Raw genomic sequence first — 22359 nt, 5'->3', positions numbered from 1 at the left:
ATGCCGCGCACGTGAGGGAGACGAGGCAGCACGATGCCCGAAGAGCAAGTCAACGCCCGCCGCCGGGCCCTGGCCCGGCGGTGCGGGGCGGTCGTCGGCGCACGGTGGTTCGCGGTCGCCGTGTTCACGTTGATCCTCGTCAACGCCGCGCTGCTGGGGGTGGAGACGTACTCCGGTCTGGCCGCCGCGTGGCACCACTGGTTACGCCTGGCCGAGCAGGTCTGCCTGGCGGCGTTCACCGTGGAGATCCTGCTGCGGCTGGGCGCGCACGCCGACCGGCCCCGGGACTTCCTCCGGGACCCCTGGAACGTGTTCGACCTGGCCGTGGTCCTGTGCGCGTTCCTGCCCGTGGTGCGCGAGAACACCACCGTCCTGCGGCTGCTGCGGCTGGCCCGGGTGCTGCGCACCGCGCGTTTCCTGCCGCAGCTGCGCATCGTGCTGCTCGCGGTGGTCCGCAGCCTGCCGGGCACCCTGAGCTTCCTGCTGGTGGGCGCGCTGCTGCTGTACATGTACGCGATGGTGGGCTGGGTCTTCTTCGGCCAGCACGATCCGGAGCACTACGGTTCCATCGGGCGTGCGGCGCTCACCCTCTTCCTGCTGATGACCCTGGACGGCATCGGCGACGCGGTCCACGCGGGCCTGGACATCTCCCGCTGGAGCCTGCTCTATTACGCCTCCTACGTCCTGCTGGCCTCCTTCGTGCTCGTCAACGTCCTCATCGGCGTCGTCATCACCTCGCTCGACGAGGCGCGGGAACTGGACCGGCGACAGCCGCCGGACGGCCCCCTGCCTCCCGGACCGCGCACGGCGGAGCATCCGCTGCTGCTCCGCGTCGAGACCGTCCGGCGGGCCCTGGACGACCTGGAGCACGACCTCGCCCGGTCGGCGGCCACCGCCCCGCCCACCGCGGCAGCCGTCCCGGCGCCCCGGCCCGCCGCGCCCGACGGAACACGTACTGTCCGGCCGTATGGAACCACTGTCTCCCCCGCCGTCCCCGTCCGGCAGCCCCCGGCCCCGGGCACGTGACCTCGGGATCGTCGTCGGGTCCGGTGCCACCGGGCCCCTGAACGCGATCACCGACGTGCCCGGTGTCCGGGTCGGGCACACCACCGTGCGCCGGCCGCCCGACGTGCACAGCGGTGTCACCGCCGTCGTCCCCGACCGCGTCGGCCCGCACACTCCACTGCCGGCCGGGGTGTTCACGGGCAACGGCTACGGCAAGCTCGTCGGCACCACCCAGCTCTCCGAACTGGGGGCGCTGGAGACCCCGGTGCTGCTCACCTCCACACTGTCGGCGTTCCGGGCCGCGGACGCCCTCGTCGGCTGGGTGCTCGGGCTGCCCGGCTGCGAGGAGGTGCGCAGCCTCAACCCCGTGGTGGGCGAGTGCAACGACGGCGTGCTGTCCGACATCCGCTCCCGGCCGGTGCACGAGGAGCACGTCCTGGCCGCCCTGGAGTCCGCGTCCGGCGGGCCGGTGGCCGAGGGGTGCGTGGGCGCGGGCACCGGCACCGTCGCGCTGGGTTTCAAGGCCGGGATCGGTACCGCGTCGCGCACACCGGAGGTGGGTGGCGGGCGGTGCACGGTGGGGGTGCTGGTGCAGGCGAACTTCGGCGGCACGCTGCGGGTGCTCGGCCGCAGCGTGCCGCCGGCGTCCGTGGGGGCGGGGGCGGACGGGCCGGGGCCGGCGGCGGACGCCGGTTCCTGCATGATCGTGGTGGCCACGGACGCCCCGCTGGACGCCCGCCGGCTCACGCGGGTGGCGCGGCGCGCGGTGTTCGCGCTGGCCCGCACGGGCGCGGCGTACAGCCACGGGAGCGGTGACTACGCCGTCGCCCTCTGCACCCGGCCGGACGCCGGTGCCGCGGTGGCGGACGCCGACCTCGGCCCGCTGTTCGAGGCGGTCCTGGACGGCGTCGAGGAGGCGGTGCTCAACTCCCTGCTCGCGGCGGACACGACGACCGGCTTCGGCGGCCGGACGGTGTCCGCGCTTGAGGCGGACGCGCTGCTCGCCGCCCTGCGGGGTCCCGCCCTCCCCGGCCCCGGCTGATCCGGCAACGGCGGGGCGGGGGCGGTCCGACGAGGTCGGGCCGCCCCCGCCGGGGTGCCGCGCGGGTGGGCCGGTCAGTGGCCGGCGACCGTGCCGGACAGCTCGTTGGTGCTCTGCGGCAGCGTCACCGACTTGACCTTCTTGCCGGATTCCAGGTCGATGGCGTGCAGGGCCTTCTTGCCGGGCTCGGAGACGTAGGCGGTGTGGTCGCGGACGAAGAGGGTGGGCCGGGGCTGCTGCCAGTCCAGCGGTTCCTGCCACTCGCCCACGGCGGGGATCTTCTTCTCCACCGTTCCCTTGTCGGGGTCGACGACGTGGATCGCGCCGTCGGTGCCGAGGACGAGTGCCTCGCCGTGCGGTCCCCGGGCCAGGGAGCGGAAGGAGTAGCTGGTGCCCAGCTCCACCAGTCGCAGCTCGGCCTTCTCGGTGTCGATCAGGGAGACGCGGGTCGGCCGTTCCAGTTCGGCGTCCGGGTCGGTCTTGTAGTCGCCCAGCAGCACCGACGACTCCTCGCTGCCGGCCTGGTTGCCGATGCGGCCGTAGTCGTCGGGGGCGTCGACCTTGGTGAACGCGCCGTCCTTGTAGACGAGTACGCCGTCCTCGCAGCCGACCGCGACCGCCTCGCCCTGCGCCGCGGCCTCGCCGTGCACGCCGGGGCAGTCCTCGTTGCGGGCCACCTCCTTGTCGTTCGCGTCCAGGACCAGGGCGCCGGTGCGCTTCTCCTCGTTGCCGAGGGTGGTGAGCAGCTGCCCGTCGGTCAGTTCGATGGCGACGCCGTGGTGGGCCTCGGCGGAGGCGTAGGTGCGTCCCTCCGGCTTCTTTCCGGCGCTCAGGTCGGCGGGGTCGAAGACGTTGACCTCGCCGGTGCCGTCGGTGAAGAGCACCGTCTTTCCGCCGTGGCGGACGACGTGGCCGGGCTTGGCGCCGTCGTACCGGATGTCGGTGAGGGTCTGCGCGGCGGCGTTCAGGACGCGGAAGCCGCTGTCGGTGGAGACGACGACGTGGTCCTTGTCGCCTGCGGGGTTGACGCGGTTGAAGCCGGGCAGGTCGATGGTCTCGGTGACTTCGAGGCTGTCCTTGTCGAGGATGTGGAGGCCGCCGTCGAACGTGACGACCAGGGGGTCCTTGACCGCCGCCGCGGGTGTGGCGCTGGCGGTGTCCTGGGACTTGGCGTCGGAGGAGGAGTCGCCGCCTCCGCACGCGGTGAGGACCGTGGACACCGCGAGGGCGAGTGCCGTCCCCGTGAGGGCTCTGTTGCGCATGGACCTGTTCACTGTGTTCCTTCCGGGCTGCCGACGGCCAGTCCGTCGGTCATGGCGGTGGTGTTGGCGCGCATCATCTGCAGGTAGGTGGCGGCGCCCTCGTTCTCGGCGGTGAGCGACTCGGAGTACAGCTCGACGACCCGCGCCTCGCCGCCGAGTTCGGTGCGCAGGACTTCGGCGAGGCGTCCCGGCTGCGAGGAGTCGGCGAACACGGTGCGCACCCCGGCCTGTTCCATGGCCCGGGTGAGCGAGCGCAGGTCGGAGGAGCTGGGTGAGGCGAGCGTCGTGCCGCTGGGGATCACGGCGCCGACGACGCGGAAGCCGAACCGGTCGGCGAGGTAGCCGAAGACGTGGTGGTTGGTGACCAGGTTGCGCCGGTCCTCGGGGATGCCGTCGAAGGACTTCTCCATGAAGGCGGTGAGGTCGGCGAGTTGCTTGTCGTAGCGGCCGGCGTTGGCGCGTATCGCCTGGTCGTCCACGCCCTCGACGTGTTCGCCCACCCGGTCGGCGATGAGGCCGGCGGCCTTGCGCACCCGGTCGGGGTCGGTCCAGAAGTGCGGGTCGGGCTGTCCCGACTCCTCCTTGGGCCCGCCGTCCTCGCCGGTGCGGAAGGTGAGCGGGTCGACCGCCGCGCCGGCCTCGAAGGTGGCGACCCCGGCCTCGCGGGCGGCGTCCACGTGCCGCAGTACGTTCTCCTCCAGGCCGAGCCCGTTGTAGACCACGAGGTCCGCGCGCTCCAACTCGGCGGCCTGGACCGCCGAAAGGCCGAAGGAGTGCGGGTCGGCGTTCGGCTTCATCAGGACGGTGACCTCGGCCTGGTCGCCGACGACCTGGCGGGTGATGTCGCCCAGGATGTTGGTGGTCACCACGATGCGGGGCTGTTCCTCCGTACGCGCGCACGCCGTGGCGGTGGCGGCCACGACCAGGGCGAGCAGCCCCATCACCAGGCGGCGCAGCCGTGCCACGCGTATGCGGGTGCGCTCCGTGCCCCTCATCGGCCGGTCTCCGCCATGAGGCCCGGCTCGATGTCCAGGTCGAAGGTGCGGGCGACGCGCAGGCTGTCGTTGTAGTAGATCTCGTACACGCGCTTGCCGGCGGGGTCGTTGACGTAGGCGCGGCTGCGGTCGACCTCGATGGCCGGTCCGGTCGCGTCCTCGGACGCGGTGCGGTCGGCGCCGGTGAGCAGGGGCTTGGTCCGGGAGATCTGTTCGCCGGTGGCGACGTCGTAGCCGTGCAGTGCTCCGTCGGTCTCCAGGACGAGCAGCGGGGAGCCCTCCCCCGCGGTGTTGGCGGCCAGGACGGGACCGGTGCCGACCCGGGTCCAGCTCCGTTCGCCCACGTCCAGCACCCATACGGCGCGGTCGCCGGCCGGTGCGGTCAGCGTGTCGCTGCCGGCCCGGTGGCGGAAGGCGGGGGCCTGCTCGGGCTCGGGCACGTCCTCGCCGTACGGGATCCGCTCGGCCGTGAACCTCCCGTGGTCGCCGTCCACGAGCAGGGCGCCGTCGGCGCAGCCGAGGACGACGCCGCGCCGGGTGACGGCGTCGCCCCGCGGCCGCTCGCACTCGGCGTCCGGCGACGCGACGGCCTTGCCCCGACGGTCGTACACCGTGACCTTCGCCCGGTCCTGGTCGCCGGTGAGCGCGATCAGGTGCTCCTCGTGGGGCACCACGGCCCCGGTGTGCTTTCCGGGCAGCGCGCGGACCTGCTCGACCTTCCCCTTCTCCAGCCGGGTGCGGTCGTAGAGCCCGGTGCGCCCGTTCCGGTCGGTCACCGCGGTCACGGTGGCGTCGCTGCGGATCTCGGCGGCCCCGCCGGAGGGCAGGTCGCCGACGTCGCGTATCGCCGCCCGGTAGTAGTGCACGTGGTCGCCGTGGTCGACCATCCAGGCGCCGCTGTCGAGCACATGGGTGCCGCCGTCGGTGTGGAAGAAGCCGAAGCGGCCGTCGGTGCCCAGCCGGGACGCGCCCGGTGTCTTCGCCGTCTCGCTCACCTCGCCGCTGACGAGGTCGAGCACCCGGCTCGCGCCGTTCGAGGGGTCGCCCAGCAGGAGCCGGGACTGCTGCTCGGCCGCTTCCTTGGCTCCTTCGACGTATCCGTGGGGGGTGGCGGACGGTGTCGCGGCCGAACGGGCCCCGTCGCCGTCCGCACCGTCCGCGCAGCCCGTGGCGAGCAGGGCGGTGAGGGCAAGTGCGGTCAGGACTCGGGGGGTTGTGCGGCTTCGGACGGTGTGAGGCATCGTCTCGGGCTTTCTTCAGTCGGCTGCGGGGGCGAGAACGGGGGCGGGCCGGCGCGTGCGGCGGTGCCGGAGTGCGGACGCGCTGTGGGAGAGGAAGAACAGGGCCACCGCGACGGCCGAGACGGTGGCCCCGGCGGCGGTGCTCAGATGCCAGGACAGGAGCAGCCCGGCGAACGTGGCGGTGACGCCGAGGAGCGCGGCGAGCACCATGACGCCCCGGACGCTGCGGGCCCAGGGCAGCGCGGCGGCCGGCGGGGCGATGAGCAGGCCGAGAACGAGCAGCGTGCCCACGATGTGGAACGAGGCGACGATCGCGAGGCCCAGCAGGACGAGGAGCACCGCGTGCGCGAGCTTCGGCCGCAGGCCCAGGGTGTGGGCCTTGCGCGGGTCGAACGCGAGGGCGAGGAAGGCGCGGTGGCCGAGTACGGCGACGAGCAGCGCCACGAGAAGGGCCCCGCCGAGCAGGTACAGGTCCTGCTCGCGGACGGCGAGCACGTCACCGAAGAGGAACCCGGTCAGGTCCACCGCGAAGGACTGCGAACGCGACACGATGATCACGCCGAGCGAGAGCATGCCGACGAAGAGCAGGCCGATGCCGGTGTCCTGGGAGAGCCTCGGCGTGCGGCCGAGCGCGGTGACGCCTGCTGCCATCACGGCCGCGCTCGCCACGGCTCCCACCAGGAGGTTGCCGCCGAGCAGCGCGGCCACCGCGACCCCCGGCAGCAGTCCGTGGGACATGGCGTCGCCGAGGAAGGCCATGCCCCTGAGGACGACCCAGGTGCCGGCCAGCGCGCAGATCGCGGACACCAGGACGCCGCCCCACAGGGCCCGTTGCACGAACGTCACTTCGAAGGGGGCCGTCAACCAATCCATGCCAGGACACTACAATGAAAATCATGTTCATCCAATCCACTCCCCCGCCCTCCGACCTGCCCGGGGCGCCGGCGCGCGTCCGTTTCTCGGAACTCTGCGCGGGCTACCCGGGGCGTCAGGTGCTTCACCGACTCACGGCCGAGATACCGGCGTTGGCCACCACCGCGCTCGTCGGTCCGAACGGCAGCGGCAAGTCGACACTGCTCGGCGTGCTGGCCGGTGTGATCCGCCCGACATCGGGAGAGCTGAGCCGGGACGGCACGCGGCCGGCCTTCGTGCCGCAGCGCGGGGCCGTCGGAGACGCCCTGCCGCTGACCGTCCGGCAGACCGTGGAGATGGGCCGCTGGGGCGCGGGCGGTCTGTGGCGCCGGCTGACCCGCCGGGACCGGCTGGTCGTGGACTCGGCGCTGGACCGGCTGCACATCGGCGACCTCGCCCCGCGCCAGCTCGGTGAGTTGTCGGGCGGGCAGCGGCAGCGCACCCTCATCGCCCAGGGCCTCGCCCAGCAGTCCGACCTGCTGCTCCTCGACGAGCCGACCACGGGACTCGACCTGGAGGCCGGCGAACGCATCACCGCCCTCCTGACGGACCTGGTGGCCGACGGCGTCACGATCGTCCAGGCCACGCACGACCTGCGGGCCGCGCGCTCGGCGGACGCCTGCCTCCTCCTGCGCGAGGGAGCGCTGGCGGGGCGGGGACACCCCGCCGACGTGCTCACCACGTCGGCGCTCGCCGGCCTGTGGACCGATGCGGGGCACCCGAGTGCCTGAGGGACGGGTGTGTGCTTGCCTGTCACCTGAGCACCTCACCCGACGGCTCGGACCCGACGCACCGGAGCAGACCCCATGAAGATCCACCTCACCAGCGTCTTCGTCGACGACCAGGAGCAGGCCCTGCGCTTCTACACCGATGTCCTGGGCTTCGTGAAGAAGCACGACGTCCCGGTGGGAGGTGCGGACCGGTGGCTGACCGTGGTCTCGCCGGACGCGCCCGAGGGCCCGGAGCTGCTGCTCGAACCCTCCGGGCACCCCGCCGTGGGGCCGTACCGCTCGGCGCTGGTCAAGGACGGCATCCCGGCCGCCTCCTTCGCCGTGGCCGACGTCCGCGCCGAGTACGACCGCCTGCGCGGACTCGGGGTGCGCTTCACCCAGGAGCCGGTGGAGATGGGAGCGGTGACCGTGGCCGTGCTGGACGACACCGTGGGCAACCTGATCCAGATCATGAACGGCCAGTAGGCCGCCGGGCGCGGGCGAAGGGTAGAGTTTGCGGGCGCCGGGCGTCCCCGGCGCAGGCCGAGCCCCGCAGGAGAGAGCGAGCGCATGTCCACGACGTTCCGCGCCGCCGCCTGCCCGCCGTGACCTCCTGCCGCTGAGCGCGACCCCCGTTCCCGTCGGAGGGCCGCCTCCTCCCGGTTCCGTTCCCGCCGCCGAGCGGCCCCGCGACGGACCGGCGCTCGCCGTTCTCCCGCACGTTCGCGCCGCCGGGCGTGCCCGATCAGGACAGGTACCGCCCTCTTGTCTGCTCCCGTGTTCTCACCCTCCGCACGCCTGCGCGCCCTCAAGCCGGACTGGATCTCCGACCCGAAGGTGTGGCGGACCGAGGTCCTCGCCGGACTGGTCGTCGCCCTCGCCCTGGTGCCCGAGGCGATCTCCTTCTCGATCATCGCCGGGGTCGACCCGGAGATCGGCCTGTTCGCGGCGTTCACCATGGCCGTCACCATCTCGGTCGTCGGCGGCCGGCGGGCCATGATCTCCGCCGCGACCGGCGCCGTCGCCCTGGTGATCGCCCCCTTGAACCGGGAGCACGGGCTCGGGTACCTCGTCGCGGCGGTCATCCTCGCCGGTGTCTTCCAGGTGGTCCTCGGCGCGCTCGGCGTGGCCCGGCTGATGCGGTTCGTGCCGCGCTCGGTGATGGTCGGCTTCGTCAACGCGCTGGCCGTCCTCATCTTCATGGCCCAGGTCCCCGAGCTCACCGACGTGCCCTGGCCCGTCTACCCGCTGGTCGCGGCCGGGCTCGTGCTGATGGTGCTCTTCCCCAGGGTCACCCGGGTGGTGCCGGCCCCGCTCGTCTCGATCGTCGTCCTGACCGTCGTCACCGTCGCGGCCGGCATCGCGGTGCCCACCGTCGGCGACAAGGGCGAGCTGCCCCACGCGCTGCCGGTGCCGGGCCTGCCCGACGTGCCGTTCACCCTCGACACGCTGACGACCGTCGCGCCTTACGCGCTCGCCATGGCCCTGGTCGGACTCATGGAGTCGCTGATGACGGCGAAGCTGGTGGACGACATCACGGACACCCGTTCCGACAAGACCCGGGAGTCGATCGGCCAGGGCATCGCCAACATCGTCACCGGATTCTTCGGCGGCATGGGCGGCTGCGCCATGATCGGCCAGACGATGATCAACGTGAAGGTGTCCGGGGCGCGCACCCGCCTGTCCACGTTCCTCGCGGGTTCGTTCCTGATGGTGCTGTGCGTCGTCTTCGGCCCGGTCGTGTCCGACATCCCGATGGCGGCCCTGGTCGCCGTGATGGTGATGGTGTCGTTCACGACGTTCGACTGGCACTCCGTCGCCCCCAAGACCCTGCGGCGGATGCCCGCGGGCGAGATCGGGGTCATGGCCGTCACCGTCGCCGTCGTGGTCGCCACGGACAACCTCGCCGTCGGCGTGGTGGTCGGTTCGGTCACCGCGATGGTGATCTTCGCCCGGCGCGTGGCCCGGCTGGCCGACGTCACGTCGGTCACCGACCCCGACGGCGGCCAGGTCGTGTACTCCGTCACCGGCGAACTCTTCTTCGCCTCCAGCAACGACCTGGTCACCCGGTTCGACTACGCGGGCGATCCCGACAGGGTCGTCATCGACCTGTCCGCGACCCACGTCTGGGACGCCTCGTCCGTCGCCGCGCTGGACGCCGTCGAGACCAAGTACGCCCGGCGCGGCAAGGAGGTCGAGATCGTCGGCCTCAACGAGCCCAGCAGCCGCATGCGCGAACGGCTGGGCGGCACGCTCGCTGGACACTGACGGGCCGGGCGAGCGCGGCGCGGCTTCAGCGCCCGCCGCCGGGCGGGCGGAACTGGGGGCCGTAGGTGCCCGGCGCGCCCGGGATCTCCGTCTCCATCAGCTTCAGCGCGGGGCTCTCCAGCCCGCCCATGGTGCGCACGGCCGAGCGCAGCGTACGCGCGTCGCCGTCCGCCCACGCCGCCTCAAGGGTGCTCAGTACCTTCGCGTACGCCGTGTCGAACTGGTCGAGGAGATCCTGGACCCCGGCGGCCGGGGCGGGCCAGCCGCCCTCCGGTACGCGGGCCATGGGCCGTGCGTCGGGGAACGGCACGGGGGCGCCGGTGAACTGCCAGCCGTCGTCCGTCCTGCGCAGCTGCCGTCCGTGGTAGATCTCGCCGAACGCGTAGTAGTGGGCCGGGTGGTCGTCGCCGAACGCGTCCTCGGGGGAGCTGGTGGTGCCCTCCCCCTGCTCCTTGACGCTTTCGATCGAGCGCTCGACACCGTCGAGGTCGGTCACGGGTTCGAGGACGTCGGAGCCGATGTGCTCGGACAGCTGGCCCCGCGCCGACAGCTCCGGCGCCAGGGCCCGGAAGGCGCCCAGCACCTCGTCGTAGAAGCGGCCGATGCTGGGCGAGGTCCGCGGGCCGCGGGCGAGCGGCTCCTCGGGTGCCTCGATCGCCATCATCACGTCGTGCACGAACGGCCTGGTGAGACCGGAGAGGTACACGTTCACACCGTCCCGCACCCCGCCGGGCAGCGGGCCCGGGTAGGCGAGGGCCGCGTCGCTGATCCGCGGCCGTCCGCCCACGGCGACCAGCAGGTTGCAGACCACACCCATGTGGTACATCTCGTCGCCGATGATGCGCCGGATCAGCCGCGCGACCTGGCTCGCGCGGTCCCCGACGGACCACCAGCCGCACAGGTACGGCGGGATGGTGGCGAGTTCCAGGGCCACGGCGACCTGGAGGGCCTCCTTGAGCCAGTCGGCCCCGCGGCCGGCCTCGGGGACCCGGAGCAGCCCCGCCACGGACCGGAGGCCGGAGGGGAGGTGCGCGCCGCCCGCGGGCGGCCCGGCCGCCCGCGCCGCGCCGGCGGACAGCGGGCCGGTGACCGTCGCGACGGCGGCCGACGCCATGAACGCCCTCCGCCCGAGCGGCGCCGCCGCCCCTGTCCCCGCTTCCGCCGAGTCCTCGCCCGCAGCCGTCACGCACCGCTCCCTGTGTCGCCCGCCCCGGTGTGCGGGGCGTCCGTATTCCTCCGACGGCTGGCGAAACTAGCAGCGGGAGCGGCGTGCGGAGGGCGTGCGCCACGGGGCGGGGAACTCTCTACCCGGTCGGCCCTGTCTCCCGGCGGCGGGCGCCGGCCCCGGTCGTCCCCGCCCCGGCCCTCGCGGGGCACGGCCGTCCCGTGCGCAGGTTCGCGGCGGCGCCGGTGACGACGGAGTCGAGGCGGTCCCGGGCGCCGGTCAGTTCGGCGATGCGGCCGTCGATGCGGTCCCGCTCCGAGGCCAGCCTGGCCAGCAGTTCCGGTGTGGCGTTGCCGTCGACGACGCAGTGCAGCAGTTCGACGATCGCCCGGCTGGCCAGCCCGGCGGCGTACAGCTGCTGGATCAGGCGGACGCGGTCCACCGCGTTCTCGGGATAGTGCCGCTGACCGCCGGTGCTGCGCTCCGCGTCGAGCAGGCCCTGTTCCTCGTAGTAGCGCAGCGCCCGGACGCTGACGCCCGTCCTGGCGGCGAGCTCGCCGATGCGCATCCGCCGGCTCCTTTCGACTTGCCTCTCACGTCGACGTCAGGTTTTAGCGTAACCCGCGAGGGCCCTCACCCCGTCGCAGTGATTTCGTGAGCAGAGAGAAGCGCACCTCCATGACCACCCCAGACACGCCGACGACCGGCGCCTTCGGCATCGCACCGGTCGTCTCGGTCAAGCCCGTAGTACTGCCCGCTCCCGAACGCGGCGCGGACCTCCGCGTCCGCGTGTCCGCGCCGGCGACGGGAGAGGACCTGCCCGTCGTCCTCCTCGCGCACGGTTTCGGCTCGTCGCTCGACGGCTACGCGCCGCTGGCCGACCACTGGGCCGCCCACGGCTTCGTCGTGGTCCAGCCGACCCATCTGGACTCCAGGACCGTGGCCCTGCCCGCGGACGACCCCCGCAGGCCGCGGCTGTGGCGGTACCGTGTCGCCGACCTGAAGCGCGTGCTCGACGACCTGGACACACTGGTGGCGGCCGTCCCCGGCCTTGCGGGCCGGGTGGACAGCGGCCGGATCGCCGCGGCCGGACACTCCTTCGGCGGGCAGACGGCGGGCATCCTGCTGGGCCTGCGCGTCGCGGACCCGGAGACCGGGGAGGCGGAGGACCTGTCCGATCCCCGGGTCCGCGCGGGCGTACTGCTCGCCACGGCCGGCAACGGCGGCGACGACCTCACGCCCTTCGCCGCGGAGAACCTCCCGTGGCTGCGCGGCCCGGACTTCTCCGGCATGTCCGCCCCGGCCCTGGTGGTGGCGGGCGACCGGGACGAGCTCCCGCTGACCGTCCGGGGCGCCGACTGGACGGCCGACCCGTACGTCCTGAGCCCCGGCGCGAAGAGCCTGCTCACCGTGTTCGGGGCGCAGCACTTCCTCGGCGGCGTCTCCGGCTACGACGCCGCCGAGACCACCGACGAGAACCCCGCCCACGTCGCCCTGGTCCAGCGGGTCACCACGGCCTACCTCCGGCACGCCCTCGGCCTCGGGAGTGCCGGCTGGACGGCGGTGCGCGAGGAGCTCGACGGCGACCCGCACGCCGTGGGGCGGCTCGAGTCCAAGGAGTGAACGGAGCCCGCCGGCGGGCCGGGTGGCGCGGTGTCACCGAGCGGTCGCGCCGGCGGGCGCCGCCGCCTCCTGGCTCCCGTACACACTCTTGACACGGTCACGTCGACCGCTTGTATGGTCTAGTCCAACAGAACTCGCCGCTCCGGATGAGGAGTTGTCCCCTGGTCGGGGGCACCCTCCGGTTCGCGGGCGGTGAGTGCGCGTCACCTTCGCGCCTCCTGGCCCCACCCACGAGAGGCCGTACGCGGCGTGCGCGGTCACCCCCACATCCGACCGCGCGTGCCCTGGAACGGCCTGATGTGAAGGAGTTCCGCATGAACGCACGTCGCAGGACCGCCGCCCTGATCGGCGCGGCCGTCGCCCCCGTCATCGCCGTCAGCCTCCCCGCCTCCTCGGCGAGCGCCCACGGCTACATCTCCGACCCGCCCAGCCGCCAGGCGCAGTGCGCCGAGGGCACGGTGTCGTGCGGCGACATCACGTACGAGCCGCAGAGTGTCGAGGGTTCCAAGGGCCTGACCAGTTGCAGCGGCGGCAACAGCCGCTTCTCGGAGCTGGACGACGACAGCAAGGGGTGGAAGGTCACCCCGGTGTCCAAGACCACGACCTTCTCGTGGAAGCTCACCGCCCAGCACGCGACCACCACCTGGGAGTACTACGCCGGCGGTCAGCAGATCGCCGTGTTCGACGACGGCGGCGCCAAGCCGGACGCCGTGGTCAACCACGAGGTCGACTTCGGCGGGCTCACCGGCCAGCAGAAGGTCCTCGCCGTGTGGAACGTCGCCGACACGGACAACGCGTTCTACGCCTGCATCGACGTCAACGTCGGCGGCTGACACAGCGGCCCGTGCAGCGCGGAGCGACCGCCCTCTCCCTGTGACCGGCGGTCGCTCCCGCTGCCGCACCCGCTCCATGCCCCCACACGCGCCACCCCCCACACCGAGCAGGAGTCGATACCGTGCAGCACCGCAAAGTCGCACTGCTGGCCGCCACCGGCGCGGCCGTCGCCCTGGGCGCCATGACGCTGGCCCCGCAGGCCGTCGCCCAGAAGGCCGACACCCACTCCGCCGCGGCCGAGTTCGTGGTCAGCGAGGCGCAGTTCAACCAGATGTTCCCGAACCGGAACTCCTTCTACACCTACAGCGGCCTCACCGACGCCCTCAGTGCCTACCCGGGGTTCACCAACACCGGCAGCGACACGGTGAAGAAGCAGGAGGCCGCCGCCTTCCTGGCCAACGTCAGCCACGAGACCGGCGGGCTGCAGTACGTCGTCGAGCAGAACGAGGCCAACTACCCGCACTACTGCGACGACAGCCAGTCCTACGGCTGCCCGGCGGGCACCGACAAGTACTACGGACGCGGGCCGGTCCAGCTGAGCTGGAACTTCAACTACAAGGCCGCCGGGGACGCCCTCGGCATCGATCTGCTCAACAACCCCGACCTGGTGCAGAACGACGCGGCCGTCGCGTGGAAGACGGGCCTGTGGTACTGGAACACGCAGAGCGGCCCCGGCACGATGACCCCGCACGACGCCATCGTCAACGGCGCCGGCTTCGGCGAGACCATCCGCGCCATCAACGGCAGCCTGGAGTGCGACGGAGGCAACCCCGAGCAGGTCCAGAGCCGGATCAACAGCTACCAGCAGTTCACCCAGGTCCTCGGCGTGGAGCCCGGCGACAACCTCAGCTGCTAGGGGGCCGGCCGGACACTGACGAGGGGCCTGCGCAGCTCACTGCCCGCGCCCCTCGGCAGCGTCCGCGCCGCCCGAACCACCTGCTCGGCCCGCGTCGCGACCGGCGCGGGCCCTGCCGCGCGACCCGGCGGGTGCCCGCCCTCCCCGCGGCGCCCCGTCGGGCCTCGGCGGCGGATGCGCACGGCCGGGCCCTCAGACCGTGAGACCGGCGTCGGACCGGCCGTACCGGGCGAGTTCGTCGGCGTCCGGCACCTCCAGCAGGAATCCGGCACCGCCGTCGAGCATCCCGGCGATCTCGGCCGAGCGCGGCAGCATGACCTCCTCGTAGCCGCGCACGGCGTCCTCCACGGTGGCCGAGCCGGCGAGGGCGAGCGCGAGTTCGGCGGCGTCCAGCATGGCGAGGTTGACCCCGGCACCGAGCGGCGGCATGAGGTGGGCCGCGTCGCCCAGCAGCGTCAGGCCCGGCGCGTGCGGCCAGGTGTGCGGCACCGGCAGGGCGAAGAGCGGACGGTCCACGTACGGGCCGTCGTTGTCGGTGATCATCCTGAGCAGCTCCGGCGCCCAGCCGGCGTACTCGCCGAGGAGCCGCGCCCGGATGCGGTCGGTGTCGTCCGGACGCAGCCCGCCTTCCGCGAGCCAGTCCGCGGGGACCCGGCGCATCAGGTAGACACGCAGGTGGCCGCCGCTGCCGCGCTGCGCGAAGAGGCCGCGCTCGCCGTCGGACACGTGCGCGCTGCCCTTGCCGACCAGCGCGGAGAGTTCCGGATGGGCCACCTCCATGTCGTCGAACCACGCCTCCAGGAACCCGACCCCGGTGTAGCGCGGCACGGCGGCCGACACGGCGGCGCGGACCCGGGAGAAGGCGCCGTCCGCCCCGATCACGAGGTCGGTCTCGACGGTGCTCCCGTCGGTGAAGGTCAGGGTCCGCGGCCCTTCGGCGGGTCCGCCGACCGAGGCGAGGGTGCGTCCCCACCGGACCGCTCCCTCGTCCAGCGAGCGCAGCAGCACGTCGCGGAGCTGCCCGCGGTCGATCTCCGGACGCGCCGTCTCGCCCTCGTCCGGCAGCCGGTGCCCGAGGAGGCGGCCCGCGGGATCGATGCGTCGCTCCTCCTGGCTCTCGGTCCGGGCGAGCGCGAAGAACTCCGCCAGCAGTCCCGCTTCCCGCAGGGCGAGTTGGCCGTCCTCCTCGTGCAGGTCGAGCGAGCCGCCCTGGTCGCGGGAGGCCGCGTCCGGTTCGCGGTCGTACACCGTCGCGGCGATGCCGTGCTGCCGCAGGACGCGTGCGCAGGTCAGGCCGCCGGGGCCGGCTCCGATGATGCTGATCCGCGCGTTCGCGGGCGTCGGGGAGTTCACGGTGGGTTCCTTTCGTGGACGGGGCGCGACGGTCCGGGCCACGGCGTACCGGCGGCCGGCTCCGCGCCGTCCGATGCGGGCGGCGTCCCCGGAGTCCACCAAACCAGAAACGAGTACGAAACTGCAACCAGTCAAGTTTCTTTGTCGTTCCAGTGATGCATTACAGTGCTGCCATGCCCGACACACCGATCCCCGGCCGCCGTGAGCGCAAGAAGGCGGCGACCCGGCAGGCCATCGCCGACGCGGCCCTGGAGCTCTTCCTGGAGCAGGGCTTCGACCGGGTGAGCGTCCGTGACGTCGCCGAGCGGGCCGACGTCTCGACGACGACCCTCTTCGCGCACTTCCCGGGCAAGGAGTCGCTCGTCTTCGACCGGGAGGAGGACGTCGACCGAGCGCTGACCGCCGCCGTCCGCGAGCGGCCGGAGGGCCTCGGAGTCGTCGAGGCCCTCCGGGAGCACGCGCTGAGGTCCTGGGTGCCGATCGCCACGGACCCGCGGCGGGACCGGTTCACGGCACTGGTCAACGGCACACCGGCGCTGCGGGAGTACGGGGAGCGCATGTGGATGCGGCACGCCGCCACCCTGAGCGCGGCGATCGCGGCGGAGCTCGGCCGCCCGGCGGACGACCCGGCCTGCGCGGCGCTGGCGCGGTTCACCCTGGAGGTCCCGGCGCTGACCACGGGCCGGTCCGATCCGCACGCGGCCGTGGAGGCGGCCTTCGACCTGCTCCTGCACGGCTGGCGGTCGTAGGACCGCATCCTCTCCCCCACGGCTGCGGGCGGCCGGTCCGCTCCGCCTCAGCCGGCCTGCGGATAGTCGGGCAGGGCCAGGGAGGAGTGGGCGGCCCGGCCCTCCTCGGCGCCCTGCGTCGCCATCACGCGCGCCATGGCGGCGGGGTCGCGCAGCATGGCGTTGCGGGCCTCCAGCTGCTCACGCGTCGTCGGCGTGACCACCGTGCCGCCGCTGGTGGCGAGTGCCTGGTTGCGCTCGGCGAAGGGCCGCATCCGCCGCTCGTACGCCGCGAAGGCCTCGGCGTGGTCCGCGTGCGTGGCCAGTTCCCCGGCCAGCACGTAGGCGCCGACGAGCGCGACGCTCGAACCCTGCCCGGAGAGGAAGGAGGTGGCGTGCGCGGCGTCGCCGGCCAGCACCACCCGCCCGTGCGACCAGGTCCGCAGGTGGATCTGGCTCACGACGTCGAAGAACAGGTCGTCGGCCCGGCTCATGCCCTCCACCAGCCGCGGCAGGTGCCAGACCCGTTCGGGGAAACGTGCCGCCACCAGGTCGCGCTGGGCCCGGGGGTCGCGGAACGCCTCGATCGGCGGAGTCTCGCGGGTGAAGGTGAGGAAGCCGTGCACCCGGTCGGACGGCTCGTGGGCGTAGAGGGTCGCGCCGCGGCCCGGCTCGTTCCAGATGACGGCCTCGTGGGCGAGACCGAACTCGTTGGGCAGGGTGAAGCCCGCGAAGACGTGGCCGAGGTAGTGGTGGAACGGCTCTTCCGGGCCGAGGACCAGCCGGCGCGTGTTCGAGTGCAGCCCGTCCGCGCCGACGACGAGGTCGAAGGTGCGGCGGACGCCGCTGTCGAGGACGACGTGCACGGCGTCGCCGTTGTCGTCCAGCGTCGCGATCGAGTCCTCGAAGAGGAACTCGACCCGGTCGCGGAGCGGGGTGTGGAGCGCGTCGGCCAGGTCGCCTCGGCGCACCTCGAGGTCGAGACCCGCCTCTCCCCCGGTCACCTGCTCGGGCTGCAGGGCACCGACGGTGTCCCCCGCCGCGTCCAGGAAGGTGATCCGCTGGCTGTTCACGTGCGCCTTGCGCAGAACCGGCAGCAGGCCCATGCGGTCCACGGCCTCGCGGGCCGTTCCGCGTATGTCGATGGCGTACCCGCCACCACGTACGGCGGACGCCTTCTCGACGACGGTCACCTCGAAGCCGTACCGGTCGAGCCAGTACGCGAGCGCGGGGCCCGCGATACTGGCTCCGGAGATCAGCACGCGGCGAGTGGGACGGGAGGTGCGGTTCATGACTTGCCACCTTTCCGCCGGGACGACGTGTCCCGGCGCGAGGCAGGCACGCATCGGAGAGGCAATACAGATACGTACCTTAGGTATCTTTACAGGGGCCATACGGCACCCTTGCAGGCACCCGGCCGTCCCCCACGATATAGATACCTAACTCAGGTATGCAAATGGAGATGTCATGACCCCCGACCCCGCCGGACCGCCGGCACCGGAGAATCCGCACGCCGACCTGCTCGCCGTGCTGCCCCGCATCACTCAGCTGAGCGCCGCCATCACCAAGGGCAGGCTCACCGAACGCGCCGCCGACGCGGCCGGACTCGCCCTGGACCGGCCCGCCATGGGGGTACTGCTGTCCCTGCGCACGGCGGACAGGGCGCTGCGGATCGGCGAGATCGCCGACCGGATGCAGGTCGTGGGGCCGCACGTCACCCGCCAGGTGCAGACCCTGGAGAAGCGCGGTCTCGTACGCCGGGTCGCCGACCCCCACGACCGTCGCGCGAGCCTCATCGAACCGACCGGGTCGGGCACGGAGGCCGCCAACCGCTATGTCACCTCACTGCTGGGCTGGTTCGCCGAGGCGCTCGCCGACTGGCCCCGGCAGGACCGCGACGACCTCGCCCGCCTCCTCACCCGGCTGGCCGACGACGTGACGGCACGGCTGGCCCGGTTCGACACGGACGAGGAGACGGAGGCGGACTGAACAGCGGCGCGTCGCCTCACCCGCGGCCCGGGAAGCGGGCCCGCCACAGGTCGCGGAGCAGCGCGATCTCGGCCATGTGGTGGATGAACTCGAGACCCGAACCCGCCACGACGGCGATGAACGGGTCGTCGGGGTCGGAGCCGTACGGGTACTGCGAGAGGCCGACCGTGTCGAGCTGCTCGTCGGTGACGGACGCGACGTCCTCGCGCCATCGGCCGATCGTCGCCCAGAACGCCTCCAGCGCCAGGCCGGCCCGGGGCGTGAAGTCCACCAGCAGCCTCGGGTCCCGGCGGCGCTCCCCGAAGGTCCACTCCCACTGGCCCGCGAAGCAGGAGTGCAGGTGCGCCAGCCGCCAGGCGATGGTCGTGACCGGAGTCCTGTCAGGCTCGGGCGTCCCGGTGAAGGCCAGTACCTCCCCGACCCGCTCGACGCTCACGCTCCAGTCTTCGGCGATCCTGGAGACCGGCATGCCTCCAGCGGCCTGCCGGGCGACCTCGGCGTACTCGCTCGAAGGGATGTCCGGGGCGCCCTTGTCGAGCACCCACTCGCCCGGCCCGTAGGCCCGGGGCGTCACGGCCTCCCCCCTCCGCCGCAGCGACCAGCAGTCGGCCACCGGCTCCCAGAGGTACTCCTCGTCGCCGAGCCCGGTCAGCCGGACCTGCGCCATCTCCCTGGCCTGGTCGAACTGTTCGAGCAACAGGCCCAGCCGGTCGGTTCGCACGCCTTGGTCCGCCATCCCCCGCTCCCTCCGCACGCGCGTCGCCTCACCGACGCCCCACCGGAGGCTAGCGACCCCCGCACGGGGCCGCGAGCGAATTCCTCCCGGACCCCGCGGGATCGCGGACGCGGGTCCCCCGCGTGCCGGTGGCCGGGGGTCAGGCGTCCGCGGACTCGGCGAGGGAACGCGGGCGCAGGTCCCTCCAGTTGGCCTCGACGTACGCGAGGCAGGCGTCCCGGGTGTTCTCCTCGAAGGCGACGGTCCAGCCCCCGGGGACCTCGGCGAAGGACGGCCAGAGCGAGTGCTGGCCCTCGTGGTTCACGAGGACCAGGAAGCGGCCCTCGGCGTCGTCGAAGGGGTTGGTGCTCATACCCGGCGCCTCCCATGGGCATTAGGTTAGGCTCGCCTAATAATCGCTGAGCTTAGCCTTCGGGTGTTCCGCTCGACAAGGAGACGCCGATGGAGTTGACGGGGGAAGCGGCCTTCGCCGCGTTCGGACTGCCGGAAGAGCCCGGCACCGACGCCTTCTGGGCCGCGGCGCGCACGCCCGTGTCGGTGCCGGACGGCGACGGCTGGACGACCCTGTTCCTGCGCCGCGGCTCCGAGGCGGCGAGCGTCGGCTTCGAGAGCTGGTCGGCGCCGGTACCCCTGCGCAGGTGGGGCGGGACGGACTGCTGGTACGCCGAGGTGCGCATGCCGGCACGGCTGCGGGTGACGTACCAGTTCCTCGTGGGCGACGAGGCGTACGCCGATCCGTGCAACCCGGCGGGCGCGGGCGGCGACCGGTCCGTCGCCGCGACCCCGGACGCGCCGCCCCAGCCGCACTGGCCCCCGGTCGGCCCGGACGACGTGCTGCCGCTGCCCCGCACCCGGCTGCGCTGGGCGAGCGAACGGCTCGGCGGGCGCCGTACCGTGCGCGTCCACGAGGCGGGTGGGGGTGGGCCCGTGGTGCTGCTCCTGGACGGGGACGACTGGCTGTATCTCCACCCGGCGGTGACCGCGTTCGACTCGGCCGTCGCGGACGGTGACATGCCGCCGGTCACGCTCGTCTTCCTCCCGGCCAAGGACCGCGCGGCCGAGTTCGGATGCCGGCCGGCGCTGTGGGAGGCGGTCCGGGACGAACTGCTGCCCCTCGTCGCCGGGAGCGGTGTCCGCGCGGACCCGGACCGGCTGGTGGTCGCGGGGCAGAGCCTCGGCGGGCTGAGCGCCCTGTACGCCGCCCTCGAATTCCCCGGGCTGGTGTCGCGCGTGGCCTGCCAGTCGCCGTCGGCGTGGTGGACGCCCGGGGCGGCGGAGTCGGCGGATCCGCTGGGCGGCCCGGTCGGCGGCGTTCTCGCGGAGCGTCTGCGCGGGCGGCCCGATCTCTCGGGCCTGCGGGTCGCCTTCGACGTGGGCGAGCACGAGACGCGGATGCTGCCGCACTGCGGCCTGGTGGAGTCGCTCACCGCGGAGGCCGGCGCGACGGTGCGGGTCTCCCGGTCGGCGTCGGACCACGACCGGGCGGGCTGGCGGCACGCACTGCTCCGGGACGTCGCATGGGCGCTGGCCCGGTGATCCGGGCGCGCAGAGACGTGGCCCGGAGAAACACGTCGGGCGGGCGGCCACTGCCGCCCGCCCGACGTGCAGGAGACGTCCTCAGCTCTGGGGACGGCTGCCGTGGTTGGCACCGTTCTTGCGGCGGGCCTTCTTCTTGCGACGTCGCTTCGAGGACATCGAAACCTCCTTGCTGATCCGGCTTCTACACGCTTCGCACCGGATTGTCTGCACCGGTGATCACAGAGCCCCTTTCCCGTCGGCGCGACGGCAAACATCCGGCACGGGTGCAACGCGCGACGGGCGCCCGAGGTCACCGGTCACTTGGTCACCTGTTCATCTGGTCACCGCGAGCCGGTAGTCGTCGTCGTGGGCCAGGAGGTTGCGGTGGGTGTCCTCGGCCGTGACCACGCCGTCGTCCAGGACGAGGACCCGGTCGGCGGCGTCAAGGAGCGCGGGGCTGCTGGTGATCACCAGGGTGGTGCGCCCCCGGCGCAGCTCGGCCACGTTGCGCGCGACGAGTTGTTCGGTGACCGCGTCGACGGCCGTGGTCGGGTCGCGCAGCACCAGGACGTCGGTGTCGGCGGCCAGGGCGCGGGCCAGGGAGAGCCGTTGGCGCTGCCCCCCGGAGAGGTTCGCGCCCCGGTCGCGGACGGCGTAGTCCAGCCCCTCCCGGTGCAGCGCGACGACGTCGGTGAGCATCGACGCCTCGACGGCCTCCGGGACGGTGGCGCAGGTGCCGGACGGGTCGATGTTCGAGCGCAGGGTGCCCGCGAAGATCTCGCCGTCGTACGGGTTGACCAGCAGGTGCTCCCGGACCGCCTCGACCGGCAGGTCCGCGAGGTCCCGGCCGCCGAGCCGCACCGAGCCCTCGTAGGCGTCCGGCGGCACGTGCAGTGCCAGGACGGCGGCGAGGTCGGCCGCCGCGCGCGGCTGGTAGGCGGCGACGGCCACGAACTCGCCGGCGGCCACCCGGAACCGCACCCCGCGCAGGGCACCGTGCCGGACGCCGTCGACCTCCAGGCCGGTGCCCGCGGCGGGCCGGTCCGTGCCCGGTGTCGTCACCGGCGGCGCCGTCAGCACCAGAGCCATCCGCTCGGCCGAGGCCCGCGCGATCATCACGTACTTCGGCATCTCCGAGAAGAGTTTCAGCGGCTCCATGATGAACTGCGCGAGCCCCACGGCCATCACGAGTTCGCCGATGTTGATCCGCCCCTCGAACGCCAGCCAGCCGGCCGTCAGCGTCACGGCGGCGGCGAGGACCGCGTTGAGGACCAGCGCGACGCCCGCGTACACACCGCCCACCCGGGCGACGGTGACCGACTGCTGCCGCGCCTCGGCGCTGACCCTCCGGTAGGACCGGAACGCCGCGTGGTTGCCGCCGAAGCCGTGCAGCGGGCGCAGCCCGATGATCAGGTCGGCGACCTTCGCGCCCGCGCGGGCCACCCGCGCCTGCTGCTCGCGGGTGCTGGAGCCGATCCGCCGGGACATCACGCTGAGGATCGACAGGATCGCGACGGTCCCCGCGATGACCAGCGCCCCGAGCCGCAGGTCGGCGAGGCCGAGCGCGATCGCCGCGATCAGCACGGCGACCAGCGAGCTGATGAGCAGCGGCACCACCTCGATGATGTCGGCGGTCTGGTCGGCGTCCTCGGTGGCGATGGTCAGCACCTCGCCGGACTTCAGGTCGACGTCGCGGGCCACCGGCTGGAGGCCGCAGGCCGCGACCCGCACCCTCCAGCGGTGCGCCTCCGTCGTGTTGGCCTTCTGCAGGATGCGCATCCCGAACCGCCACGACAGCGACACGGTCGTGATGATCACGGCCAGCGCGCCGATCGAGACACCCAGCGAGACGGGGCTCCGCTCCCGCATCGTGTGCTCGACGATCAGGCCGAGCGCGATGGGGAAGGCGGTCTCGCCGGCCTGGTAGAGGCCCATGAGCAGGGTGCCCCAGGCCATCGCGCCGACGTTGCGCCGCAGAGCGGTGCGGAGGATGCCGGATCCGTCCCGGGTGCGCCGCTTGCCGGCAGGGGACGTCGAGTCGGCGGCCGTCGCGGGAGCCGTCGCCGGGTCCGGGGTCGTGGGGTCGGTGGTCGTCGGGTCGGTGGTCTCGGAGTCGGTGGTC

At 73.2% G+C, this 22359-nt stretch carries 23 protein-coding genes; 11 read left to right on the top strand and 12 right to left on the bottom strand.

The annotated features are described in order from the left end of the window. Positions 1-33: 33 nt before the first annotated feature. Together IG94_RS0108035 and IG94_RS0108030 are read left to right on the top strand one after the other, a co-directional pair. On the top strand, positions 34-1026 hold the full coding sequence (locus IG94_RS0108035) for an ion transporter (RefSeq protein WP_078892216.1): 993 nt from the start codon (positions 34-36) through the stop codon (positions 1024-1026). Then, complete coding sequence (locus IG94_RS0108030; protein WP_031032960.1) at positions 968-2047, top strand: P1 family peptidase; 1080 nt, start codon at positions 968-970, stop codon at positions 2045-2047. The genes IG94_RS0108035 and IG94_RS0108030 overlap by 59 nt, the downstream gene beginning before the upstream one ends. A 74-nt stretch (positions 2048-2121) precedes the next feature. Here the strand turns inward: IG94_RS0108030 and aztD are convergent, their stop codons facing one another. Genes aztD through aztB form a run of 4 tightly spaced genes read right to left on the bottom strand, consistent with a single transcriptional unit; the run spans position 2122 to position 6418 of the window. Next, positions 2122-3321, bottom strand: coding sequence for a zinc metallochaperone AztD (gene aztD, locus IG94_RS0108025; RefSeq protein WP_031032958.1), 1200 nt, complete (start codon positions 3319-3321; stop codon positions 2122-2124). After that, on the bottom strand, positions 3318-4304 hold the full coding sequence (aztC, locus tag IG94_RS0108020) for a zinc ABC transporter substrate-binding protein AztC (RefSeq protein WP_031032956.1): 987 nt from the start codon (positions 4302-4304) through the stop codon (positions 3318-3320). The genes aztD and aztC overlap by 4 nt, the downstream gene beginning before the upstream one ends. Further along, positions 4301-5545, bottom strand: a complete 1245-nt coding sequence (locus IG94_RS0108015) for a hypothetical protein (protein ID WP_031032955.1) — start codon at positions 5543-5545, stop codon at positions 4301-4303. Before IG94_RS0108015 ends, aztC begins: the two co-directional genes overlap by 4 nt. A gap of 15 nt (positions 5546-5560) precedes the next feature. Beyond that, entirely contained in the window at positions 5561-6418 is an 858-nt protein-coding gene (aztB, locus tag IG94_RS0108010; protein WP_031032952.1) for a zinc ABC transporter permease AztB, read from the bottom strand. A 14-nt stretch (positions 6419-6432) separates the two neighbouring features. Here aztB and aztA point away from each other — a divergent pair, with 14 nt between their 5' ends. From aztA to IG94_RS0107995, 3 genes are all read left to right on the top strand, one after another. Further along, positions 6433-7188, top strand: a complete 756-nt coding sequence (gene aztA, locus IG94_RS0108005) for a zinc ABC transporter ATP-binding protein AztA (RefSeq protein WP_031032950.1) — start codon at positions 6433-6435, stop codon at positions 7186-7188. Positions 7189-7263: 75 nt separating this feature from the next. After that, positions 7264-7653, top strand: a complete 390-nt coding sequence (locus tag IG94_RS0108000) for a VOC family protein (protein WP_031032949.1) — start codon at positions 7264-7266, stop codon at positions 7651-7653. Positions 7654-7944: 291 nt separating this feature from the next. After that, the gene (locus IG94_RS0107995; RefSeq protein ID WP_372457234.1) at positions 7945-9435 is read left to right on the top strand and encodes a SulP family inorganic anion transporter; all 1491 of its coding nucleotides are present in this window, start codon (positions 7945-7947) and stop codon (positions 9433-9435) included. A gap of 25 nt (positions 9436-9460) precedes the next feature. Here IG94_RS0107995 and IG94_RS0107990 read toward each other — a convergent pair whose 3' ends face one another. Both IG94_RS0107990 and IG94_RS0107985 read right to left on the bottom strand, forming a co-directional pair. Continuing rightward, the gene (locus IG94_RS0107990; RefSeq protein ID WP_031032946.1) at positions 9461-10621 is read right to left on the bottom strand and encodes a ferritin-like domain-containing protein; all 1161 of its coding nucleotides are present in this window, start codon (positions 10619-10621) and stop codon (positions 9461-9463) included. A 118-nt stretch (positions 10622-10739) separates the two neighbouring features. Next, positions 10740-11168 (bottom strand): MerR family transcriptional regulator, encoded by a 429-nt coding sequence (locus IG94_RS0107985; protein WP_078892215.1) that lies wholly within the window; start codon positions 11166-11168, stop codon positions 10740-10742. Between the two features lie 110 nt (positions 11169-11278). Here IG94_RS0107985 and IG94_RS0107980 point away from each other — a divergent pair, with 110 nt between their 5' ends. From IG94_RS0107980 to IG94_RS0107970, 3 genes are all read left to right on the top strand, one after another. Next, positions 11279-12223: an alpha/beta hydrolase family protein gene (locus IG94_RS0107980; protein WP_031032943.1), complete on the top strand. Its 945-nt coding sequence runs from the start codon at positions 11279-11281 to the stop codon at positions 12221-12223. A 314-nt stretch (positions 12224-12537) separates the two neighbouring features. Then, on the top strand, positions 12538-13056 hold the full coding sequence (locus IG94_RS0107975; protein ID WP_031032942.1) for a lytic polysaccharide monooxygenase auxiliary activity family 9 protein: 519 nt from the start codon (positions 12538-12540) through the stop codon (positions 13054-13056). Positions 13057-13238: 182 nt separating this feature from the next. Then, positions 13239-13913 (top strand): chitinase, encoded by a 675-nt coding sequence (locus IG94_RS0107970; protein ID WP_263436064.1) that lies wholly within the window; start codon positions 13239-13241, stop codon positions 13911-13913. A gap of 192 nt (positions 13914-14105) precedes the next feature. Here IG94_RS0107970 and IG94_RS0107965 read toward each other — a convergent pair whose 3' ends face one another. Further along, positions 14106-15266 (bottom strand): FAD-dependent oxidoreductase, encoded by a 1161-nt coding sequence (locus IG94_RS0107965; protein ID WP_031032938.1) that lies wholly within the window; start codon positions 15264-15266, stop codon positions 14106-14108. A gap of 173 nt (positions 15267-15439) precedes the next feature. Here IG94_RS0107965 and IG94_RS0107960 point away from each other — a divergent pair, with 173 nt between their 5' ends. Further along, complete coding sequence (locus IG94_RS0107960; RefSeq protein WP_031032936.1) at positions 15440-16015, top strand: TetR/AcrR family transcriptional regulator; 576 nt, start codon at positions 15440-15442, stop codon at positions 16013-16015. A 47-nt stretch (positions 16016-16062) separates the two neighbouring features. Here IG94_RS0107960 and IG94_RS0107955 read toward each other — a convergent pair whose 3' ends face one another. Then, on the bottom strand, positions 16063-17286 hold the full coding sequence (locus tag IG94_RS0107955; RefSeq protein WP_031032933.1) for an FAD-dependent monooxygenase: 1224 nt from the start codon (positions 17284-17286) through the stop codon (positions 16063-16065). 175 nt (positions 17287-17461) lie between these two features. Between IG94_RS0107955 and IG94_RS0107950 the strand changes: the two genes are divergently transcribed. Continuing rightward, positions 17462-17983 (top strand): MarR family winged helix-turn-helix transcriptional regulator, encoded by a 522-nt coding sequence (locus IG94_RS0107950; RefSeq protein WP_031032931.1) that lies wholly within the window; start codon positions 17462-17464, stop codon positions 17981-17983. Between the two features lie 16 nt (positions 17984-17999). Here IG94_RS0107950 and IG94_RS0107945 read toward each other — a convergent pair whose 3' ends face one another. Together IG94_RS0107945 and IG94_RS0107940 are read right to left on the bottom strand one after the other, a co-directional pair. Beyond that, positions 18000-18719: a DinB family protein gene (locus tag IG94_RS0107945; RefSeq protein ID WP_031032930.1), complete on the bottom strand. Its 720-nt coding sequence runs from the start codon at positions 18717-18719 to the stop codon at positions 18000-18002. Positions 18720-18858: 139 nt separating this feature from the next. Next, positions 18859-19071, bottom strand: coding sequence for an MbtH family protein (locus tag IG94_RS0107940; RefSeq protein ID WP_031032929.1), 213 nt, complete (start codon positions 19069-19071; stop codon positions 18859-18861). A gap of 89 nt (positions 19072-19160) precedes the next feature. On the opposite strand from IG94_RS0107940, the gene IG94_RS0107935 reads away from it, so the two are divergent. After that, complete coding sequence (locus tag IG94_RS0107935) at positions 19161-20255, top strand: alpha/beta hydrolase-fold protein (RefSeq protein ID WP_031032928.1); 1095 nt, start codon at positions 19161-19163, stop codon at positions 20253-20255. Positions 20256-20336: 81 nt separating this feature from the next. Here the strand turns inward: IG94_RS0107935 and IG94_RS44310 are convergent, their stop codons facing one another. Both IG94_RS44310 and IG94_RS0107930 read right to left on the bottom strand, forming a co-directional pair. After that, positions 20337-20414, bottom strand: a complete 78-nt coding sequence (locus IG94_RS44310) for a 50S ribosomal protein bL37 (RefSeq protein WP_370443954.1) — start codon at positions 20412-20414, stop codon at positions 20337-20339. Positions 20415-20570: 156 nt separating this feature from the next. After that, entirely contained in the window at positions 20571-22193 is a 1623-nt protein-coding gene (locus IG94_RS0107930; protein ID WP_031032927.1) for an ABC transporter ATP-binding protein, read from the bottom strand. Between the last annotated feature and the right edge of the window lie 166 nt (positions 22194-22359).

This window comes from Streptomyces olivaceus (genome assembly GCF_000721235.1).
GTDB lineage: Bacteria > Actinomycetota > Actinomycetes > Streptomycetales > Streptomycetaceae > Streptomyces > Streptomyces olivaceus.
This window is presented reverse-complemented; position numbering and strand designations above follow the sequence as displayed.

What these genes read in the sequence shown, in the direction of transcription:
- IG94_RS0108000 (WP_031032949.1), top strand. Translation starts at nt 7,264, where the DNA reads ATGAAGATCCACCTCACCAGCGTCTTCGTCGACGACCAGGAGCAGGCC.
- IG94_RS0107955 (WP_031032933.1), bottom strand. Translation starts at nt 17,286, where the DNA reads ATGAACCGCACCTCCCGTCCCACTCGCCGCGTGCTGATCTCCGGAGCC.
- IG94_RS0107980 (WP_031032943.1), top strand. Translation starts at nt 11,279, where the DNA reads ATGACCACCCCAGACACGCCGACGACCGGCGCCTTCGGCATCGCACCG.
- IG94_RS0108015 (WP_031032955.1), bottom strand. Translation starts at nt 5,545, where the DNA reads ATGCCTCACACCGTCCGAAGCCGCACAACCCCCCGAGTCCTGACCGCA.
- IG94_RS44310 (WP_370443954.1), bottom strand. Translation starts at nt 20,414, where the DNA reads ATGTCCTCGAAGCGACGTCGCAAGAAGAAGGCCCGCCGCAAGAACGGT.
- aztC (WP_031032956.1), bottom strand. Translation starts at nt 4,304, where the DNA reads ATGAGGGGCACGGAGCGCACCCGCATACGCGTGGCACGGCTGCGCCGC.
- IG94_RS0108030 (WP_031032960.1), top strand. Translation starts at nt 968, where the DNA reads ATGGAACCACTGTCTCCCCCGCCGTCCCCGTCCGGCAGCCCCCGGCCC.
- aztB (WP_031032952.1), bottom strand. Translation starts at nt 6,418, where the DNA reads ATGGATTGGTTGACGGCCCCCTTCGAAGTGACGTTCGTGCAACGGGCC.
- IG94_RS0107960 (WP_031032936.1), top strand. Translation starts at nt 15,440, where the DNA reads ATGCCCGACACACCGATCCCCGGCCGCCGTGAGCGCAAGAAGGCGGCG.
- aztA (WP_031032950.1), top strand. Translation starts at nt 6,433, where the DNA reads ATGAAAATCATGTTCATCCAATCCACTCCCCCGCCCTCCGACCTGCCC.
- IG94_RS0108035 (WP_078892216.1), top strand. Translation starts at nt 34, where the DNA reads ATGCCCGAAGAGCAAGTCAACGCCCGCCGCCGGGCCCTGGCCCGGCGG.
- IG94_RS0107935 (WP_031032928.1), top strand. Translation starts at nt 19,161, where the DNA reads ATGGAGTTGACGGGGGAAGCGGCCTTCGCCGCGTTCGGACTGCCGGAA.
- IG94_RS0107950 (WP_031032931.1), top strand. Translation starts at nt 17,462, where the DNA reads ATGACCCCCGACCCCGCCGGACCGCCGGCACCGGAGAATCCGCACGCC.
- IG94_RS0107930 (WP_031032927.1), bottom strand. Translation starts at nt 22,193, where the DNA reads ATGGCCTGGGGCACCCTGCTCATGGGCCTCTACCAGGCCGGCGAGACC.
- IG94_RS0107975 (WP_031032942.1), top strand. Translation starts at nt 12,538, where the DNA reads ATGAACGCACGTCGCAGGACCGCCGCCCTGATCGGCGCGGCCGTCGCC.
- IG94_RS0107970 (WP_263436064.1), top strand. Translation starts at nt 13,239, where the DNA reads ATGACGCTGGCCCCGCAGGCCGTCGCCCAGAAGGCCGACACCCACTCC.
- IG94_RS0107985 (WP_078892215.1), bottom strand. Translation starts at nt 11,168, where the DNA reads ATGCGCATCGGCGAGCTCGCCGCCAGGACGGGCGTCAGCGTCCGGGCG.
- IG94_RS0107945 (WP_031032930.1), bottom strand. Translation starts at nt 18,719, where the DNA reads ATGGCGGACCAAGGCGTGCGAACCGACCGGCTGGGCCTGTTGCTCGAA.
- IG94_RS0107940 (WP_031032929.1), bottom strand. Translation starts at nt 19,071, where the DNA reads ATGAGCACCAACCCCTTCGACGACGCCGAGGGCCGCTTCCTGGTCCTC.